The 18,444-nt window shown below is 60.9% G+C and carries 13 protein-coding genes and 1 pseudogene; all 14 read right to left on the bottom strand.

The genetic code is table 11. The features are described 5' to 3' along the window. Window positions 1–5 precede the first annotated feature (5 nt). Window positions 6–1,139, bottom strand: coding sequence for a CaiB/BaiF CoA transferase family protein (locus BPET_RS06170; protein WP_041862746.1), 1,134 nt, complete (start codon window positions 1,137–1,139; stop codon window positions 6–8). 49 nt (window positions 1,140–1,188) lie between these two features. Beyond that, a complete protein-coding gene (locus BPET_RS06165) occupies window positions 1,189–2,385 on the bottom strand; it encodes a CaiB/BaiF CoA transferase family protein (RefSeq protein WP_012248209.1) in 1,197 nt (398 codons plus the stop codon). Between the two features lie 96 nt (window positions 2,386–2,481). After that, window positions 2,482–3,588 (bottom strand): C4-dicarboxylate TRAP transporter substrate-binding protein, encoded by a 1,107-nt coding sequence (locus tag BPET_RS06160; protein ID WP_012248208.1) that lies wholly within the window; start codon window positions 3,586–3,588, stop codon window positions 2,482–2,484. Between the two features lie 49 nt (window positions 3,589–3,637). Continuing rightward, on the bottom strand, window positions 3,638–4,957 hold the full coding sequence (locus BPET_RS06155) for a TRAP transporter large permease (RefSeq protein ID WP_012248207.1): 1,320 nt from the start codon (window positions 4,955–4,957) through the stop codon (window positions 3,638–3,640). After that, window positions 4,950–5,432, bottom strand: coding sequence for a TRAP transporter small permease (locus BPET_RS25430; RefSeq protein ID WP_158310076.1), 483 nt, complete (start codon window positions 5,430–5,432; stop codon window positions 4,950–4,952). Before BPET_RS25430 ends, BPET_RS06155 begins: the two co-directional genes overlap by 8 nt. A 190-nt stretch (window positions 5,433–5,622) precedes the next feature. Beyond that, window positions 5,623–6,615, bottom strand: a complete 993-nt coding sequence (locus BPET_RS06145; RefSeq protein WP_012248205.1) for an NAD(P)H-dependent flavin oxidoreductase — start codon at window positions 6,613–6,615, stop codon at window positions 5,623–5,625. Further along, window positions 6,612–8,780 carry an acetate--CoA ligase family protein gene (locus tag BPET_RS06140; RefSeq protein ID WP_012248204.1) on the bottom strand — a complete coding sequence of 723 codons (2,169 nt, stop codon included), beginning with the start codon at window positions 8,778–8,780 and terminating at the stop codon, window positions 6,612–6,614. Before BPET_RS06140 ends, BPET_RS06145 begins: the two co-directional genes overlap by 4 nt. Beyond that, window positions 8,777–9,961: an acyl-CoA dehydrogenase family protein gene (locus BPET_RS06135; protein ID WP_231852659.1), complete on the bottom strand. Its 1,185-nt coding sequence runs from the start codon at window positions 9,959–9,961 to the stop codon at window positions 8,777–8,779. Before BPET_RS06135 ends, BPET_RS06140 begins: the two co-directional genes overlap by 4 nt. Further along, window positions 9,958–10,701 carry an SDR family oxidoreductase gene (locus BPET_RS06130; RefSeq protein ID WP_231852658.1) on the bottom strand — a complete coding sequence of 248 codons (744 nt, stop codon included), beginning with the start codon at window positions 10,699–10,701 and terminating at the stop codon, window positions 9,958–9,960. Before BPET_RS06130 ends, BPET_RS06135 begins: the two co-directional genes overlap by 4 nt. A 35-nt stretch (window positions 10,702–10,736) precedes the next feature. Then, entirely contained in the window at window positions 10,737–11,513 is a 777-nt protein-coding gene (locus BPET_RS06125) for an enoyl-CoA hydratase/isomerase family protein (protein WP_012248201.1), read from the bottom strand. Between the two features lie 307 nt (window positions 11,514–11,820). Continuing rightward, complete coding sequence (locus BPET_RS06120) at window positions 11,821–12,975, bottom strand: acyl-CoA dehydrogenase family protein (RefSeq protein ID WP_012248200.1); 1,155 nt, start codon at window positions 12,973–12,975, stop codon at window positions 11,821–11,823. 144 nt (window positions 12,976–13,119) lie between these two features. After that, complete coding sequence (locus BPET_RS06115) at window positions 13,120–15,234, bottom strand: acetate--CoA ligase family protein (protein WP_012248199.1); 2,115 nt, start codon at window positions 15,232–15,234, stop codon at window positions 13,120–13,122. A gap of 138 nt (window positions 15,235–15,372) precedes the next feature. Next, window positions 15,373–16,347, bottom strand: coding sequence for a Bug family tripartite tricarboxylate transporter substrate binding protein (locus BPET_RS06110; protein ID WP_012248198.1), 975 nt, complete (start codon window positions 16,345–16,347; stop codon window positions 15,373–15,375). A gap of 537 nt (window positions 16,348–16,884) precedes the next feature. Continuing rightward, window positions 16,885–18,437 (bottom strand): annotated as a pseudogene (locus tag BPET_RS06105) (IS3 family transposase). Window positions 18,438–18,444: the final 7 nt, after the last annotated feature.

Raw genomic sequence — 18,444 nt, 5'->3', positions numbered from 1 at the left:
GCGGCTCAGGCCGGCAACAGATCGTTCGCTTCGCCGAGTTCCGGAGGCGCCTGGTCTGGCACGGCTCGCAAGAACGGCGAAGCCAGCGGCGCGCGAGGCAGCGGTACAGTCAAGCCGTCCGCGCTGATCGTTCTGTCGAGCAAGCCGCGGGCGAGAAAGTGCGAATGCGCGGCGGCCTCTTCTATCGAGCGGACCACGACGGTGCAGGCGTCTTTGCCGTCGAAAGCGTCGCGCCAGAAATCACTGCTATGCGCCGCAATCCGCGCAGCGACAGCTTGCCGGGTGGCCGCCGGATCTTGTTTGTCGTCGCGCCATGCCTCGTCTAGCCCTATGGTTTCGCAGAATACCTTCCAGAAACGCTGCTCAAGGGGCGCCGCGGCCAGATATTTTCCGTCCGAGGCACGGTAGATCTGATAACGGGGCGTGCCGCCGGTAAGGCGTTCCTGCCCCGGTTGGGGCCACTTTCCGAATCCGACGCCGCTTGCCGTGGCATTGTAGGGAAAAGCCATCAGATTATCGGTGATCGAAACATCAATATGACATCCCTCGCCTGTCTGATCGCGCCGACGCAACGCCAGCAGCATATTGATCACTGCCGGCAGCGTCCCGCCGCCTATATCCCCCACCAGTACCGGCGGCAAGGCGGGAGCGCCGTCCGCGCCTTTGGTCAGCGAAAGCAGTCCGGTCTCCGCCATGTACGTCAAGTCATGGCCCGCCACATGGGAAAGCGGCCCATCCTGCCCATAGCCCGTGATCGAGCAATATATCAACCGGGGATTGATGCTTTTCAGCTTCTCGTATCCCAGCCCCAATCGATCCATGACGCCGGGACGGAACTGTTCCACCAGAATATCCGCATCCTTCAGCAAGGGCAGCAGGCGCGCGCGCTCAGCCTCGTCTTTCAGGTTCACGGCGATGCTGCGCTTGCCGCCGTTCAGCAATGCGAAGTTCAAACTCGATCGACCGAATCGTTGCTCCGCCGACCGCAATTCGTCGCCACCGTCCACGCGCTCGATTTTCATGACTTCGGCGCCTGCCTCCAGCAGCAGTTGAGTCGCGTAAGGGCCGGGAAGCAGCGTACTGAAATCCAGCACGCGAACACCGGACAGCACGCCCGCGGGAGAGTTTGTTTTTTCCATATTCATCCTTGAATAAAAGGTTCTGTAACAAGGCAGTATTGGATCTGTCTCAGGGAACCGGCATTCCGGGCCAGGCGACGATGCCTTGCCTGAACAGCCGGTCGATCTCGGCGCTGTCCAATCCGAGATCGGCCAAGATAGCGCGCGTATTCTCGCCGGCCCTCGGCGCGGACTCGGACGAAACTGGCGCAGAGAGGCCCGGCAACCGAGGCACGGGAAGCGGAGGCATGCCTTGCTGGGAAATCGTCCGGAAGATGCCGCAATGGCGCGCCTGCGGATCATCGAGAAAATCCCGGTAATCGCTGATCGGACCGCACACGACTCCCTGCTCGCTCAGTAAGCGCAGCCAATGGGCGGAAGGCTCTTTGCCGAACGCCTCGTTCAGCACGGCATTGATGGTCTTCGAATTTTCCCAGCGGGCCTCCGCGCGGGCATAACGGGGATCGCCCGGCCATTCCGGTTTCCCGATGACCCGGCAAATTCCCTCGAACATGCGATCATGCAAGGCGGTAACGTTGATATACCCGTCCCACGTGGCATAGGTTCCCCCCGGAACCGTCAAGGGCCGGGTCGGACTTCCCTGTCTCATGAATTCGTCGACCATAGCGTTGCTCTGCAGCGCCGCGCCGACCTCCATCAACGACAACTGTATGTGCTGGCCTTTTCCGCTCATGGCTCGCTGGTACAACGCCGCGCCGACTGCCTGCGCGGCATAGACGCCCGACGCGACATCCACGAGCAGAATCCCGATCTTGCGCGGGTTGCCGGCATCATCGCGGTTCGCCACCATCAACCCCGTCACCGCCTGCATTGTGGAATCGGTGCCTGGACGATTAGCGTAGGGCCCGTCGGGGCCGAATGCGGAGACCGATACATAAATCTGATCCGGCCGCTCGCGGACGAGATCGGACCTGGCAAGCCCCAAGCGAGCCATGACACCGGGCCGAAAGCCTTCAATGACGATATCGGCGTCCAATGCCAATCGGCGCAGCAGCGACCGTCCGTCCGGCTTCGCCCCGTCGATGCAAATCGAACGCTTGCCGAGGTTATAGGCAATCGCAATGGCGCTCATGCCGTCGCGCGCGTAGCCGATCTGGCGCCCCCAGTCCCCGTCCATCGACTCGACCTTGACGACGTCCGCGCCGTGCTGAAGCAGAATCTCCGCACAGTACGGCCCGGCAATGCCCTGGCTCAAATCCAGTACTTTCAGTCCCGAGTAGGGCTTGGCAGCTATTGATGCATTCATGATGCTCAGGCCTTTTTTTACCGCCGGGCCGCCCCAAGGTAAAAGCGCCCCCTCGGGGGGCAGCAAGCCGAAGGCGCAGCGTGGGGGTTTTTTATTTCAGAACGTCACCTTGGAATAGATCTCATCGCGAAGCGCTTGCTCGTACTTGGCTTCGTCATGGCCGATCTTGTCGACGATCGTCTGCCATTTCTCCAGGTTCTTGAGCAGCGCCTCGACCACTTTCTCGGGATTCTTCGCACCCCGCGACTTCGCCGCTTCGATCGTGTTTTTCACCTCGTCTTGACGATAGGCATCGAGCAATTGGGTGAGTTCCGGTTTCGGTTCCAGGATCTGCACGCCTTTGCTCTTGGCCTCTTTCGCGACATCCATATCGTCCTGGGCGTAGCCCACGGCCAGCCGCGCCATCGCCGCGGGCAGATGCTTCACGAACACATCCCGGTCTTCTTTCTTGACGCTGTTCCAACTGTCTTCATTGAAGGAAATGAAGGCGCCTCCCAGGAAAGCCCCCATGGGAAGATCGACCACATTCTTGGTCATGTCCCACAAAGACAGGGTCTTCAGCCAGCTCATAGAGCCGATCAGGCAGTCGAGCTGGCCGCGCTCGAGCGCTTCATAGGCTTCCGAGTTCGGGATATTGACCGGCACCCCTCCCATGCGGGTCGCCCATCTTCCGTATACGGTTCCGGCGGCACGCATCTTCAGCCCCTTGATATCCGCCAAGCCCTGCGCCGGCTTCTTGCACATCAGCATATAAGGGGTCGTCGCATAGGCGCCCATATAGACGATCTTGTACTTGCGATACTCGTCCAGGCACTCTTTGCAATCCAGCAGCACTGTCTCGTTCACCGCGCCCATGGCCACCAATGGATCCTTGGCAAAGAACGCCATATCGCTGATTACTGTGTTCAACGGAATCTCGTTCTGGTGATACAGGCTGACCACGAATCCGCCGTCGACCAGGCTGTCGCGTATCGCCGAGATCGTCCCTTTTCCCCCCACCATGGATCCTCCCGCATGAAGCTGGAACGTGAGGCTGCCGTTCGTCTCTTTTTTCACCGTCTCGAACAGCGGTTCGAGCGCATAGCGATTGGTAGCGTGCGTAGGTGGAAGATAATTGGTGTAGCTCAGTTGCTGCGCCACCGCCGGCATGGCCATGACCATCGCCACGGAAAACTTGCTCAGGAAAGAAATCAAGGCTTTCATCAGACATATCTCCAAGTTTCGTACCGGAACAGACGCTGGGTCGTTCCGCCTAGTAATCCATCAAGGACGGTAAATACAAGCTGATTTGCGGAAACCCGATCAACAGGGCAACAATCACGGCCTCCGCGGCGACAAACCAGAGCAGGCCGCGGAAGATGGTCGACAACGGCACAGCCTTTCCCACGACGCCGCTGACGACATAGGCATTCAATCCGACAGGCGGCGTCAACAAGCCGATCTCGAGGTACTTGACCACCAGCACGCCGATCCAGATAAGATCCAGGTCCAGGGCGCGGAACATCGGCATCAGCACGGGAAGCGTGATCAGCATCAATCCCACGGGATCCAGGAACATGCCCAGGAACAGATAGATCAAGGATGCGCCGAGCACCACCAGTATCGGGTCGAGCGCCCAGTCGCCCATCAGCCCTGCCAGATAAGACGGCACGCCGCTCAATGCCAGGAAGCGAGTCAGCAGAATCGCTCCCACGGCGACAAAGAAGATCGAAGCCGTGCTCGTCAGCGTTTCCAGAAGACTTTCCTTGAAAGACCGCCAATTCAGCCGGCGCTGCGCGAGGGCGATGACGTAGGCCATGAACGCCCCAAACGCGGCGGCTTCTGTGGTGGTGGCAAAGCCGCTGTACAAGGCCCCGACCACGGCAAGAATCAGAAGCGGCACAGGCCAGATCGAGCGCAATTCTGCAAGGCGCTCAGCCAGGCCATAGCGCTCCGCGGGAACCGGCGCCAGCCGCGGGTTGACCGCACACCGGCCGATGATCATCGAGGCATACACGAAGGCCGTCAGCAATCCCGGAAGCAATCCCGCAATCAGCAGCTTGCCGATCGGCTGTTCGGTGAAGACGCCGTAAAGCACAAACAGTATGCTCGGCGGGATAAGAGAACCCAGTGTCCCGCTCGCCGCCACGACGCCCGCGGCCAGGCCCGGGTCATAGCGGGCCTTGAGCATTTCCGGAATAGCGATACGGCCCATGGCAGCCGCCGTCGCCAGGCTGGAACCGGACACGGCGGCAAATCCGGCGCTGGCGAAATTGGTCGCCACGGCCAGGCCCCCGGGCAGAAAGCCCAGCCATTTCTTGGCGGCGCTGAACAATCCATGTGTCATCCCGCTGTGATAGGCAACCGCCCCCATGAGCAGGAACATGGGCACGGCGGAAAGCGACCAATGCGCCACGAACTCGAACGGCAGGCCCGCCAGCGCGGCAACTGCCGCGCCCCAGCCGCGCAGAACAGTGATGCCTCCCACCGAGACCAGGCCGAGCGCAATGCCCACCGGCACCCGCAGCGCCATGAGGACAACCAGGATGATCAGGCCGGAGAACCCGATCGCCACGGGGCTCATATCAAACATGATCGTTTTCCTTCGAGAAGGCCTTGGCTGCCTGCAATATCATCCAGCAAGCCATCAATCCGGCACCCGCCGGAACGCACCAGCGCCCCGGCCAGATCAGCACGTCGAAATGCGTGGCGCCCGTGGCTTCGCCGATGAGCGTCATGCGCAGGGCCTCGCCGGCCGAGGCCCAGGTCATCACCGCCAAGTAGGCGGCACCGACCAGATAACCCACGGCGATCAGAACGCGCTGGACATTCGGCGGCATGAGATCGGTCGCGAGCGTCATGACGATGTGATGTTCCGTTTTCTGGACATAGGCGAATGGAAGAAACGCACATACCGCCATGAAATAGAACGACACCATTTCCAGTGTCCCCGGAATGGGCTGGTGCAGCACATACTTCAGGACGATGTCCAGCACGACCATCACCATCATGCAGAACAGCCCGATGGCGGCCAGCGTCGTGGCCGCGCGGGTCAGCCAGTCCAGCACCTTATTGATCAGGTCCATGAACCACCCGTCCACTCTTGATTCGCACGAACGTCCCGGCCAGGCGTCCTGTGCGCGGATGCAGCCGTTCTCGCCAGCATCCGCGACGCATAGGCAGGCCGTTGAGGGTCTTGTCTTGTCATTTTGCGTGGTCTCCTCTCTGTTGTTGCGCTTTCCGCCGGAAAGCGCGTCTTTATGTCATGGTCTGCGCCAACCCTCTCAGAATGTCTCTGGCTTCCGCCGCCATGCGCTCCACAAGCGCGCCCGCGCCGGGGATATCGGACGCAATAGCAGCCGACTGCCCCAACCATGCCAGGCCGGTTTCCATGTCGCCGTCGCGCACGGCCCGCTCGTTCGCGTCGGCCCGGACCAGAGCCAGCACCTCGTCTCGCGGCTTTCCCTGTGCCTCCGCGGCAAGAATGCGTTCGGTCCAGCGGTTCGACAGCGCGCGGCCCGGCGTGCCGAGCGACCGTTTTATGACAACGGTGTCGTCGCTTTTTGTCTGCACGACCGCCGCCTTATACCCCTCGTGGGCATAGGCTTCTTTCACGGCGATAAAGCGCGTTCCCACTTCTACGCCGTCGGCCCCCAGCGCCAGCGCGGCGGCCAGCCCGCTTCCGTCCGCGATCCCCCCTCCGGCCAGAACCGGAATGCCGACGGCGCGCTTGACCAGCGGCACCGCGACCATGGTCGTGAGATCGCTCCGGCCTATGTGTCCGCCGCCCTCAAAACCCACCGTCGCAATGATGTCGGCCCCCGCCTGCTCCGCCTTGATCGCCTGTTCCGGTCCAGCCACGAGCACCAGGATACCGATGCCGGATCCCTCCATCCGCCGGATATATGGCTTTGGGTTGCCGCCGGTGAACGAGACCACCGCCACTTTCTCCTCGAGGACCACGTCGATCAGCACGTCGATCGGCATATGCCCCACGGGAAAATTGACGCCGAAAGGCGCTTCGGTAAGCCGCCGGACTTTCCGTATCTCGGCGCGCAACAATTCGGGCGTCCCCAGCCCCGCCGCCGCCAATTGCCCCAAGCCGCCGGCGGCGGATACGGCCCCCGCCAACTCCGCCCGCGCAATGCGCGCAAGGCCTCCCTGGACAATGGGGTAGCGGATGCCCAGCGTTCGCGTCGCGGCCGTTTCAAAACGCCGCACGGATTCTGACGTCGTTGAGTGCGGTGTCATATTTTTTCCCGGTCTGTGGAAACGATCAGTGCATCGACGGCTACGCCGCCATGCTCATGCAATATGAAAGGATTGATATCGATCTCGACGATGCCTTGCATGTCTATCGCCAGATCGGAAACCCGGCAGACTACGTCGATCAGCGCTTCCAGGTCCAGGGCGGGCCGATTCCGGTACCCTGTCAGAATCGGTGCTCTTTTCAGCGACAGAATCAGATCGCGCGCCTGTTCGCGATCGACCGGCGCCAACTGAACGGCGACATCGCGCACGAGCTCGACATCTACGCCCCCGAAGCCGCACAGCACGAGCGAGCCGAACTGCGGGTCGCGGCGCATGCCCACCATGAATTCCGTGCCCGCCTTTGCCATCTCCTGTACCAGAATGCCGTTGATGACCGGGCGGTGGGGAAAGGCCGCGCCGATCTTTTGCAGCGCTTCGGCAGCCGACTGCACTTCTGCCTCGTCGCGCAGGCCGAGCCGGATGACACCCGCCTCTGTCTTGTGCGGAATGTCGGCGGAGTCCAGCTTCAAGGCGACAGGAAAACCGATTTCCGTAGCCGCCAGTACGGCGGCATCAACTCCGTCCGCCAACCTCTCCCGGGTCACCGGCACGCCGAAAGCCACCAACAGGCGTTTGGATTCGCTTTCGCTCAAAGTACGGCTGCGCGCGGCATGCGCCGGCCCAATGCGGCCGGCCGGCGGCCGCCCGGGCGATCGGGATGGTTGCCGCAGCAAGGTGTCGCGGCGCTGGTAGTGCGTCAGCCAGGCTCTCACCGCACTGATGCAGCGCCGCATCGATCGAAACATCGATAGACGCGGCGAGGAATCATAGATTTCGCTACCCGGGCCATTCAGCCACTCATTGATCCACACGATGCAGATCGGCTTATTCACCGTTTCCGCCAATTGCGAAATAAATCGGGCGCGTTCCACCGTCGCTGGACGGTGCGCCGACATCATCGGAACCACCACCACGGCATAGCTCGGGTCATTCGCGAACGCGCGTATGCATTCGCCATAGAGATCCAGGCTTTTCAAGGACTCCGCGGTCAAATCGCATGGATTGTCGACTGCGCCGAAATCCGGGATGACAGCCTTCAAGATATCGGCGGTTCCCGGCGCGGGTGCCGGCAGGGGAACGTTCAGATTTTCCGCCTTGTCGGCAGCCATCACGGCCGCGCCGCCAGAGCTGGCGATCACGCCTACCCCGGATGCCTTCGGCCGGCCCGCCTTGGAAAAGAACACGGCCGTTTCCAGCATGGCTTCCCAGTCGTCTACGACCACCACCCCCGTACGCTCGAAGGCGGCTGCATAGGCCTGCTCCGACCCGGCCATGGTTCCCGTATGAGAAAGCGCAGTGCGCCGGCTGATGGCGCTCGTCGCCATTTTGTATATCAAGAGAGGCTTGTCCGCCTCGAGCGCGCGCCGCGCCGCCCGCAACAGCCGCGCACCGTCTCTCACGCCTTCAAACATGCAGGCGATCACCTTGGTCGATTCGTCGTCGACCAGATAATTGATCATGTCGCAGACGTCGACGTCGCACGAGTTGCCCGGCGACAGGTAATGAGAAAACCCTATCCAGCGCTCCATGCCCTGCAGCACGCAATATCCCAGCGCGCCGCTCTGGGAGATCAGGCCGATGTCGCCACGCGCCCAGCACATCTCATTGAACTTGGGCATGAACGTCAAGGCGGCCATGCTGTTCGAATTGACAATCCCCACGCAGTTCGGACCGATGATCCGCATTCCCGTTTCAGCGGCGATGGTCGCCATGCGATGCTGGATCCGGACCTTCTCGATATCGCCGACTTCCGCAAAGCCGGAGGAGAATACGATCACCCCACCCACCCCGCACATCGCGGCCTGTTCCACCAGCGGCAACACCGCGTCATTGGGCACCGCCACGATGACGCAGTCCGGCACTTCCGGCAGATCCTCCAGCGAGGCATAGCAGGGGACACCCGCGACGCTCCGATACTTGGGGTTGACCGCGTACAGGCGTCCTTGATAGCCGACGCGGATGTTCTCCAACGTATGGCGGCCGAACGACCCGGGCGTGTCCGAAGCGCCGACGACGGCGACGCTCGAAGGATCGATCAGCCGCCGCATCTCTTTCTGGCCGAACAACCGCTGCCGGTCGGCGACGAACCCAGACAATGAACTCATAGCCCCAGGTCTCTCGCGATGAGCTGGCGCTGTATTTCCGATGTGCCGCCGCCTACCGTCGCGTTGCGGGCGTCGCGCCAATAACGTTGCATATCGTGATCGGCGGTGTAGGCGTGCCCGCCGAGAATCTGCATGCCGCTAGCCGTTACGCGTTGCAGCATCTCCGAGACATAGAGTTTGGCCATGCTGGCTTCCTTGCGGCACGGCAGACCGTTGTCGTAGCGCCAGGCAGCCATCGCGGTGATCCATCTGCCGACCTCCAGCTCCGTTGCCATGTCCGCGAGCCGATGGGCGATCGATTGAAATTTTCCGATGGGCTTGCCGAATTGCCGGCGCTCTTTGGCGTAGGCCACCGCATCATCCACTGCGCTGCTTGCACTGCCGATATAGTTGGCCGCCAGCGTGATGCGTTCCCGCTCGAGATGACGGCCGACATATTCCCAGCCGCTGCCGTCCGCGCCGATCAGATAGCGCGAAGGAATTCTCACGTCATCGAAAAAGATTTCCGTCAGCCCCAGGATACGGCGGCCGATCACGTCCAGACGCTGAATGTGCAGGCCTGGAAGATCATTGGGCACCAGGAACAGCGATATCCCTTCGTGACGGCTTTTCCCCGTGGCCGTGCGTGCGGCAACGATGATCATGTTGTCCGGCGCATGCGCACCGCTGGAAAACAGCTTCTGGCCGCGCAGCAGCCAATCGTCGCCGCTGCGGCGCGCACTGGTGGCCAGCGAAGCGGCATCCGATCCCGAGCTCGGCTCCGTCAGGCTGAAAGAGAGCTTGAGCTCGCCTGTTGCCACGCGCGGCAGGATGTCCCGCTTGAGCTCCTCGCTGGCGAAATCCGCCAGAATCATCGATCCCCAGGCCTGCAGAGCGATTCGGGTGGCGAAGTCGACGGCAGGCCGGGCGACTTCCTCGTACAGGATGATGCAATCCGACATGGGACTGCCCAGTCCGCCATACTCGGCGGGCACCACCATCGATACAAAGCCCGCACCGGCCATCGCGGCATAGACGTCCTCGGGGAAAATGCCTTCCCTGTCCCAGCGGCGAACCTTTTCAGAAGGGCACTCGGCCTTCACAAGACGCGAGATCGCCTGTCGCAGCAGGACTTGATCTTCGGTTGGTTCGAAATCCATTCTGTCTTCTCGATGTTCAGATTTTTGTGCGATGTATTTCAAGCCGCCACATATTTCAGCCACCGGCCGCCATCGACGATCATGTTTTCCCCGGTGATGTATGCAGCCATGTCGGACGCCAGATAGGTCGCGGCGTTGGCGATATCCGTCTTTCGCCCGAATCGGCCCAGAGCGGTCTTCTTGCGCTCCAGCTCCTCTCGCCCCGTTTCCTGATAGAGGCGGCGTACCCCTTCCGTGTCGCCGATGGGGCCGGGAGAGATAGTATTGACGCGTATGTTGTCCGCTCCCCATTCGACTGCCAGCGTCCGGGACAAAGACAGGATGCCTGCCTTGGCCGCGCCCGCATGGGCGGCGCCTGGCCAGCCGCTCAGGCCGAGCATCGTGACGATGCTGATGATGCAGCCGCCGAACGGCGACTGCTTCAAATGCTTGTATGCCGCATGGCAACCATAGAACGTGCCGTTGAGATCGATGTCGATAACCGTCCGCCAGCCATTCGGCGACAGTTCCGCAGTGGGACAATAGAAATTTCCCGCCGCATTGTTCACCAGGATGTCGAGCGCGCCGAAATGCGTCACTGCGCTCTCCACGGCCGCCTTGACCTCGTCGTAGTTGCGCACGTCGGCACGCACCGCCAGGACGTCTATGCCCTCTTCGCTCAACTGGGCCGCGGCGTGGTCCAATCTATCCTGGTTTCGGCTGGCCAGCACCACCCGCGCGCCCAGCCGGCCATAGGTCTTGGCAATATCCAGGCCTATGCCGCCGGCGCCGCCGGTGATCATGGCGACTCGTCCTTGAAGAATGTCTGGTGCAAACATCATTTGTCCTTTTTGAGTTTCTCGCGCATGGCCGCCAGGGCGCGCGCGTGCCCTTCAGTCGACGAAGCGAGCGCAAAAGCATCCGCTTCATGGCTGAGCACACGTTCCAGTCCCGCCGCCCAATGCTGTGCGCACAGTGACTTCGTGAGCATTGCCGCTTCCCACGGCAGACGCCGCAGTTCCCGGGCCAGTTCGAGGCCAGCGGAACCCAGTTCCTGATTTGCCACAACGCGCCGTGTCAAACCCAATCGCAGGGCTTGCGCTGCGGTCAGCGTTCCACCCGCCAACAGCAAATCGATGGAGACCGCGGCAGTCAGCTTGGCCTGCAGCAGATAGCTCAGGCCTCCGTCCGGAACCAGGCCCAATCGCACAAAGGGAAAAACCAGCTTGGCGTCTTCCGCCATCACCAGAATGTCGGCGGCAAGGGCGATTGACGCGCCTCCGCCGACCGCCATTCCCTGAACGGCGGCGACGACGGGCTTTTGCATTCTTGCAATAGCGATATGATGCTTTTGCGCAAGCAGAATACGGTCTCGCCACGCCAGCGGTGAATCCGGCGCCTTGTCCAGATCCGCGCCGGCGCAGAATGCTTCGCCTTCGCCTTGTATAAGCACGACCTTGACTTCCGGGTCGTTTGACACGTCGGCAATGCACGCTCCGAACCGAAGTCGCATTTCAGTCGACAGCGCATTGCGCTTCTCTGGCCGCGACAAGGTAATCGTTGCCAGGCCTTCTTCTTTGCCGAGCAGAACAGTCTCTGATTTTTCAGTATGCATGGCTTTCAACAAACGAGATTTATGGATGTCGCATAAAAACCCGCGACACAAAGACAACAAAGCAATATCTGTGCCAACGATTTCGAATACGCCAACGGCATGAAATGCGCAGATCGGCCGTCGTCATGACGGCCGATCGAGGCCGGCAATCCCGCTATCGATTGGCGAGGCAGAGATCGACGCGGGCCATTTGTCTGCACCACATACACGACAGTGCCTGTGCACAAGACAGGCAGAGACTGCGCCGAGCACGGGACGCTTCATCGCCTCACCGTGCGACATGAGTAGCGCCGACTGCGGCAACCGATCACAGGCCCATTTGCTTGGCGATGATCGAACGCATGATTTCGCTCGTACCGCCTCCGATAGTGCCAACCCTTGCATCGCGAAAATACATCTGCATCGGATGCTCCATCATGTATCCCGCGCCGCCCATGATCTGCATTCCCATATCCGCGCATCGAGAGTTGCTCTCGGTCGCCTGTACTTTTGCGATCGCTGTCTCCATGGTGGGGGTTTGTCCCGCGTCCAGCATTTCCGCGACATGAAGGGTCATGACTCTCGCGCTGGTCGCCATGATCTGCATATCGGCGAATTTGTGGGCGATCGCCTGATAGCTCGAAATGGGGTTGCCGAATTGCGCGCGTTGCGTGGCGAAATCACGAGCGTCATCGATGATGCGCATCATGTTCCCGCACGCCGCCGCGGCAAGGCACAGACGCTCGATGTTCAGCCCGCGCATCAAAGCCCGCCAGCCTCCGTTGAGTTCGCCAAGCATGCGAGCGGACGATACCCGCACGTCATCGAAAAAGACTTCATTGGTGTGGATCATTCGCCGCCCCAATCCCTTGAGCGGTCGAACGGCAACGCCCGGCGCATGAGCATCGACCAGGAATAATGTGATTCCCTTGTGCCGCGCATCGGGATTGGTCTTGGTTGCCACAACCAAGTAGTCCGCCATATGAGCGCAAGTGATGTACACCTTCTGCCCGCTGATGAGGTAGTCGTCCCCATCCTGGACAGCGCGCGTACTAATAGACGCAACGTCCGAACCCGTCGCGGGTTCGGTGATGCAAAGCGCCAGGCGCAGAGCGCCGGAGACCAGCTTCGGCAAGATTTCCGCTTTGACTTCGGCGCTTGCCCCGTACTTGACCTGCATGCCGCCATAGATGGCGGTAGTCAGATAGGCGGACGCCAGTTGAGCATTATGATAAGAAACCGTTTCGACAAAGATGGCCAAGTCCTTGCACGAGCCTTCCGAGCCCCCGTATTCACGCTCGTGCGGCAACCCGATCCAACCGGCCTCGGCCAACGCCATATAGGCCTCGATGGGAAACTGGCGCGCTTCGTCCATTTCCAGGATCCTCTCTCGAGGCATGGCCTTTTCCAGAAGCGAAAGCACACTTTCGCGGATCATTTTCTGTTCGTCGGATAGACCATAATCAATATTGGGATTTCTCATAACGCAGATTCAACCTCCTCGGTATATTCAATTTCATAACTTTTGAGCAACGTGGCAAAGGCGCCTGTCACCGCATGACATCATCCGACGAGATCGGCGTATCCACCATGCGCTGCTACGAACAATGCGAAACGCCTCCGCTGCTCACGCGCTGCGGACCTCGATCAATGCATCCAGGGCGAATGCACCGTTGCCCGCGGGCAAGACGACGAAAGGATTGACGTCAATAGATTCAATCGAATCAATCTGGGATGCGGCAAAGATGGACAGCTTGACCAAGGCAACGATCAGCGCGTCCTCATCGGCCGCGGGGACTCCGCGCACGCCTTGCAGCAGCGCATGTCCTTTCACTTCACGAATCATGCGATATGCTTCGTCGCGAGAAATGGGCGCTCTTCGGAAGGTGACGTCTTTGAGGATCTCGACCAGCACGCCGCCCAAGCCGAACATGACAATGGGGCCGATTACGGGATCGCGGAATACGCCAAGAATGGTTTCGACACCACCCTTCACCTGTCGTGCCATCAGGACGCCCCTCACCTCCGCGTTCGGCGCCGCGTCGGCAGCCCGCCGCAGCAGGGTTTCGTAGCCCTGTCGAACCTGTTCCGTATCCTTGATATCAAGAAGCACGCCGCCGATTTCGGATTTGTGCTTAATTTCGGGTGAAACGATCTTCATGACCAGCGGATAGCCTATGCGCTTGGCGGCGCCCAGCGCCTGGTCGACGGACGACACGAGTTCCTCCGGCAAGCCGGGAATTCCCGCAAGCGCCAGCAACTTCTTGGCCTGAAATTCGTCATACACGGCCCCGCGTCGAACGCTCTTCGCCCCGAGCATGACAACTGCCTCGCGCACCGCGGACGGTAGGTCGAACGCCTTCTGGAAATCGACCAGCGCGCGAATTGCCCTGACCGCTCTGCCCGGATCGTCGAATACCGCATAGCCCATACTTTCCAGGCGTGTGCGCATCTCCGAGTCGGTCAGGGCGCATATGACGAAGAAATGGCCGGGATACCTGGACGCTACCCTCTCAAAGTAGAAGAGCATCTTCTCGAACAGAACCCTGTTGCGGGGAAGATAGGTAAATAGCGCGATCGAAGACCCATAGCCGCCGGCCAGCATATGTTCGAACATCGGCTCAACCAATGCGGGCTGAGTCGTAATCTGCGCTGTGACGTCCACAGGATTACCGGCCGCGGCGAACGGCAGCAGCGCCTTGATGGCGGCCTGAGGCTGCGCCGGCAGCTCCGCAACATCCAGCCCGGCCGCCGACGCCTGATCGGCAGTCAATATGCCGACGCCGCCTGATACCGTGATGATTCCCAACTTATCATTCGGCGGGTGGCGCCGAAGCGAGCAGGCATAGGCAATATCCAGCAGCTCTTCAATGGAGTGGGCGCGGCAGACGCTGTATTGGCGAAGAATTGCGTCAAAGACCTCGTCCGATCCGGCGATGCTCGCGGTATGCGAAGCCACTGCCCGCGCGCCGACCTCGGAGCGCCCCAGTTTCAGCACGATCACCGGCTTGCGATTGCGACGAGCCAGTTCGATGGCCGCAAGAAAGCGATCGAAGTCCGGAATTCCTTCGATGCATACGCCAATGACTTCGGTCTCCGGGTCCTGCGCCATGTAAGCCAGGGCTTCCGCCACATCCACATCGGCCTGATTGCCGCTGGTCAGGCACATGCTCAGTCCGAGATCTCGCTCTCCGGCGAGCACCAACATGTTGATTCCGAAGGCTCCAGACTGACTGACAAAGGAGATGGAACCGGGCTGCGGCGGCTTGTCAAGGATTCCGCTGCTGAAGGTGGCGAGCAATCCGGCCCGCGTGTTGAACGTGCCTGCGCAATTGGGTCCCAGCAGCGCAACGCCTCCTTCGCTCGCCAGTTGGACAATGCGTTCCTGCAAAATACGTCCCGCCTCATCGACCTCGGAAAACCCAGAGGAGAAAATGAGCACGCCGCTCACGCGCTTCGCCACACATGACTCGACCGCCGACAGCACCTCCTGGGCGGGAACGGAAATGATCGCAAGATCGATATCATCATCGACGGCGGTAATCGAGGGATAGCATTTCAGTCCGTGGATAGCGTCGCGCTTTGGATTGATCGGATAAATCGGCCCGGAATAGCCGGCGAGCCTGAGATACTTTATCGGCCGCCCGCCGATCTTATCTTCGTCCGCCGACGCGCCGATTACCGCAATGGAGAGAGGGTTCAGAAATGGCCGCGCGCGGGCTCCGAGAATCATGCTGGACATTGAAAGCCTTTAATTGAACGAAAGAATATGTGAGCTGTCGGGCCGCTTCCGGTCATGTCCCGGTTCGCCTGCCGTGATCGGTAAAGCGCGGCAATGCCTGCGCCCGGCGCCGCGGGCGTTGTCCGCTTATTCGACACGCTAGTCGGATCTGGCATCCGTACGCTGGATGAGATCCGCCCAGCGGAGAATCTCCGAACGGATGAAATCGCCGAATTCCTGCGACGTCCCAGGCGCCGGCGTACCACCCAAAGCCGCCAGCCGTTCCTGTATCGCGGAGGAGTTCAGGGCTTTTACGCTGGCCAGATTGAGTTTCTTGATGACCGCGTCCGGCGTGCCGACAGGCGCGACCAAGCCATACCAGGCGGTCAGCACATAATCCGGAACGCCTGCTTCGATCATCGTGGGCACATCCGGCAGCGCGGGACTCCGCTCTTTCGAAGTGACCGCTAAAGCCCGCAATTTTCCCGCTTCTACATACGGCACGCCGACGACCGGGCCGACAAAGAAAATCGGAACCCGTCCCGCCAGCACATCGCTCATGGCGGCGCCTTCTCCGCGATATGGAACATGTGCCATGCTCGCGTCCGTCATGAGCTTGAACAGCTCGGCGCCGAGATGCTGCGTCGTGCCGCTGCCGCCGGACGCATAGGAGTACTTTTGGGGATTCTCCTTCAAGAGCGCGATGAGCTCGTTCACGTTGCGTACCGGCAGCGATGGATGAACAACCAGCACATTTGGGACCAATGCAATACGGGTCACCGGCGAGAAATCTTTCGCGGGGTTGTAAGGCAGGTCTTTGTACAGGGTAGCGTTGCCCGCCAGTGGACCATTCGTTCCAAGTCCAAGCGTATAGCCGTCAGGGGTGGCCTTAACCACCATGTCCATGCCGATGTTTCCTCCCGCACCGGTATGATTCTCGATCACGACTGGCTGCCCCAGCGCCGCCGACAATTCTTTTCCCAAAGCACGGCCCAGAATGTCGGTCTGGCCCCCTGCCGTATAAGGCACGATCAACCTGATGGGTTTGTTCGGAAAGCTGTCCGCAAAACTCGCGGACGACATGCCGACCGCGCAGACGACCGCCATCGCAGCCGAGAATCCAGCTATTCTCATTGTTGTCTCCGTTCTTTCTATCGCACATCGCGATACCGCAACGAAGATTAAGCAATATTCATGCCATCTTTATGCCGTGGAATTTTTCTATTATGCCGCCCAAAGGGCACCTCAAGCCGCGGCGCAAGGAAACGCAGTGTTGATGTGGCAGACACGGCGCTGCTCTCGCCAGAGACACTCAGGGCAGGACTTTCGGTACTTGCTGCCATGACAACAGAACTTGAGATAAACGAGCCTCGATTCTGGTTCCCCTTGAGGACATACCGCCAAAAAAAGTAAAAAAGTAGCAGCGCAATTCCAACCGAGCGGACGCTTCGCAACTGACTATGAACGCCACTAGCCACCGCACGCCATCGGGTGCTTGCGCCAATGCGGTAAATATTCGAGGAACGGGCTCGGGAAGCAGCTGACCGGCGCGGGTCCGGGTGCTGCGCACGGCGATTGCTCAATATGCAAAAGATCTGCGGCGCGCGAAATGACGTCCTTCAGCAATCGCAAGGACGCAGCCGGCGTCTGTCAAGGCAGTTGGAACCTGATTCATGCGGCCTCTAATACTGGATCGGTGTCTTGCTCATGTTGATCCGGCTCGGGGTTGAGCCAGACGCTGCCGATGGGCTGCCAGTTGCGTAGTTTTCCCGACCATCGTGCTGGGTGGCGTTGCCTGGCTTGTTGGTACAGGCGCTGTCGGGCTTGCAGAATGGGGGCATCCAGGCCCGCATGACGCTGCGCCGGAGCCAAGTAGCGAATGGCGCTGTGGCGATGCTCATGGTTGTACCAGTGGATGAACTGATGCACCCACAGGCGTGCGGCCTGCACGCTTGCAAAGCCGTCGATCGGGTAACCGGGCCGGTACTTGCAGGTGCGGAACAGGGCCTCGGAATACGCGTTGTCGTTGGATACCTGGGGTCGGCTGTGCGAGGCGGTAATGCCCAGCTTCTCGAGCGTGACCTGCAAGGTCGAGCCTTTCATGGCGCTACCATTATCGGCATGCAATACCAGGGGTCGGTGCTGACACTGCTCGCGCAGCACGGCGCGCTGGATGATGGTGGCACTGTTGGCCATGTTCTCCGATTCAAACACCTCGGCCCCGACGATTTTCCGGCTGTAGATGTCCAGGATCAGATACAGGTAATAGAACCGGCCGCGGATACGCGTATGCAGGTACGTGACGTCCCAGCTCCAGAGCTGGTTGGGTGCGTCGGCACAGTGGCGCCGTGGTGCTCCAGCGTGACGTGGCGCGCGCGCCCGGCCACGGCGGTGCTGCTCATCGGCTTGGCGCAGCACGCGATAGAAGGTCGACTCCGACGCCAGGTACCGGCCCTCTTCATCGAGCAGCCGTACCACGATCTGCGCCGGCGGCAGGCTGGCGAACTCGGGACGGTGGCAGGCCTGCAGCACGGCCTGGCGCTCGGCGTCTGTCAGTGCATGCGATGGCGTGGCATGTATGGCGTGCGGGCGTCTGTCCTCATCGCCCGTCGCCCAGCGACGATAAGTGTTCAAGCCGATACCGAGTTCGATGCATGCGCTCTGCAAGCGTGCACCGGCCTGGCGAGCCTCATCGACCAACGCTACAGCTTGACGGCGATCCTGGGCATTGGTCATTCTTCCTCGTCCCCCCAGATCGCCCGGGCTTTTTTTCGCAAGGTCAGCAATGCTGCCGTCTCAGCCAGCGCGGCGTTCTTGCGGCGCAGCTCGCGCTCCAAATCGCGCGTGCGGCGACGTTCAGCCTTGAGCGCGTCGGCCTCCTGCCGGGCGGCGCTCTGGCTCTGCGCGTTGGCCTGCTCGCAACTCGTTCGCCAGCGGCGCAACTGCTCGGCATACAGTCCCCGGCGCCGGCAGTACTCGGCCAGCTCCACTTCGGACAGCGCAGCGCTTTCCAGCACGGCGTTGAACTTGTCCTGCGAGCTCCAGCCCTCGCTGTCCGACGCCTGGTCTGGCAACAAACGGCCCTGGCCGCGGGCCTGTTTGCGCCAGTTATAGATCGTGGCCTCGGAAATGCCTTCTTCGCGTGCCAGGTCGGAGACCGTGCGGTTGTGCGGGGCCAGTAACTTCTTCAGGATGGCTTCCCGGCGTTCTGCGGAATACTTCATCGGAACC

The organism is Bordetella petrii, from assembly GCF_000067205.1.
Taxonomy (GTDB): domain Bacteria; phylum Pseudomonadota; class Gammaproteobacteria; order Burkholderiales; family Burkholderiaceae_B; genus Bordetella_A; species Bordetella_A petrii.
This window is presented reverse-complemented; position numbering and strand designations above follow the sequence as displayed.

Bases quoted from the DNA above. Each gene is read 5' to 3' on its own strand.
- BPET_RS06170 (WP_041862746.1), bottom strand. From the start codon at position 1,139: ATGGAAAAAACAAACTCTCCCGCGGGCGTGCTGTCCGGTGTTCGCGTG.
- BPET_RS06165 (WP_012248209.1), bottom strand. From the start codon at position 2,385: ATGAATGCATCAATAGCTGCCAAGCCCTACTCGGGACTGAAAGTACTG.
- BPET_RS06160 (WP_012248208.1), bottom strand. From the start codon at position 3,588: ATGAAAGCCTTGATTTCTTTCCTGAGCAAGTTTTCCGTGGCGATGGTC.
- BPET_RS06155 (WP_012248207.1), bottom strand. From the start codon at position 4,957: ATGTTTGATATGAGCCCCGTGGCGATCGGGTTCTCCGGCCTGATCATC.
- BPET_RS06145 (WP_012248205.1), bottom strand. From the start codon at position 6,615: ATGACACCGCACTCAACGACGTCAGAATCCGTGCGGCGTTTTGAAACG.
- BPET_RS06140 (WP_012248204.1), bottom strand. From the start codon at position 8,780: ATGAGTTCATTGTCTGGGTTCGTCGCCGACCGGCAGCGGTTGTTCGGC.
- BPET_RS06130 (WP_231852658.1), bottom strand. From the start codon at position 10,701: ATGATCACCGGCGGCGCCGGCGGCATAGGCCTGGATATTGCCAAGACC.
- BPET_RS06125 (WP_012248201.1), bottom strand. From the start codon at position 11,513: ATGCATACTGAAAAATCAGAGACTGTTCTGCTCGGCAAAGAAGAAGGC.
- BPET_RS06120 (WP_012248200.1), bottom strand. From the start codon at position 12,975: ATGAGAAATCCCAATATTGATTATGGTCTATCCGACGAACAGAAAATG.
- BPET_RS06115 (WP_012248199.1), bottom strand. From the start codon at position 15,234: ATGTCCAGCATGATTCTCGGAGCCCGCGCGCGGCCATTTCTGAACCCT.
- BPET_RS06110 (WP_012248198.1), bottom strand. From the start codon at position 16,347: ATGAGAATAGCTGGATTCTCGGCTGCGATGGCGGTCGTCTGCGCGGTC.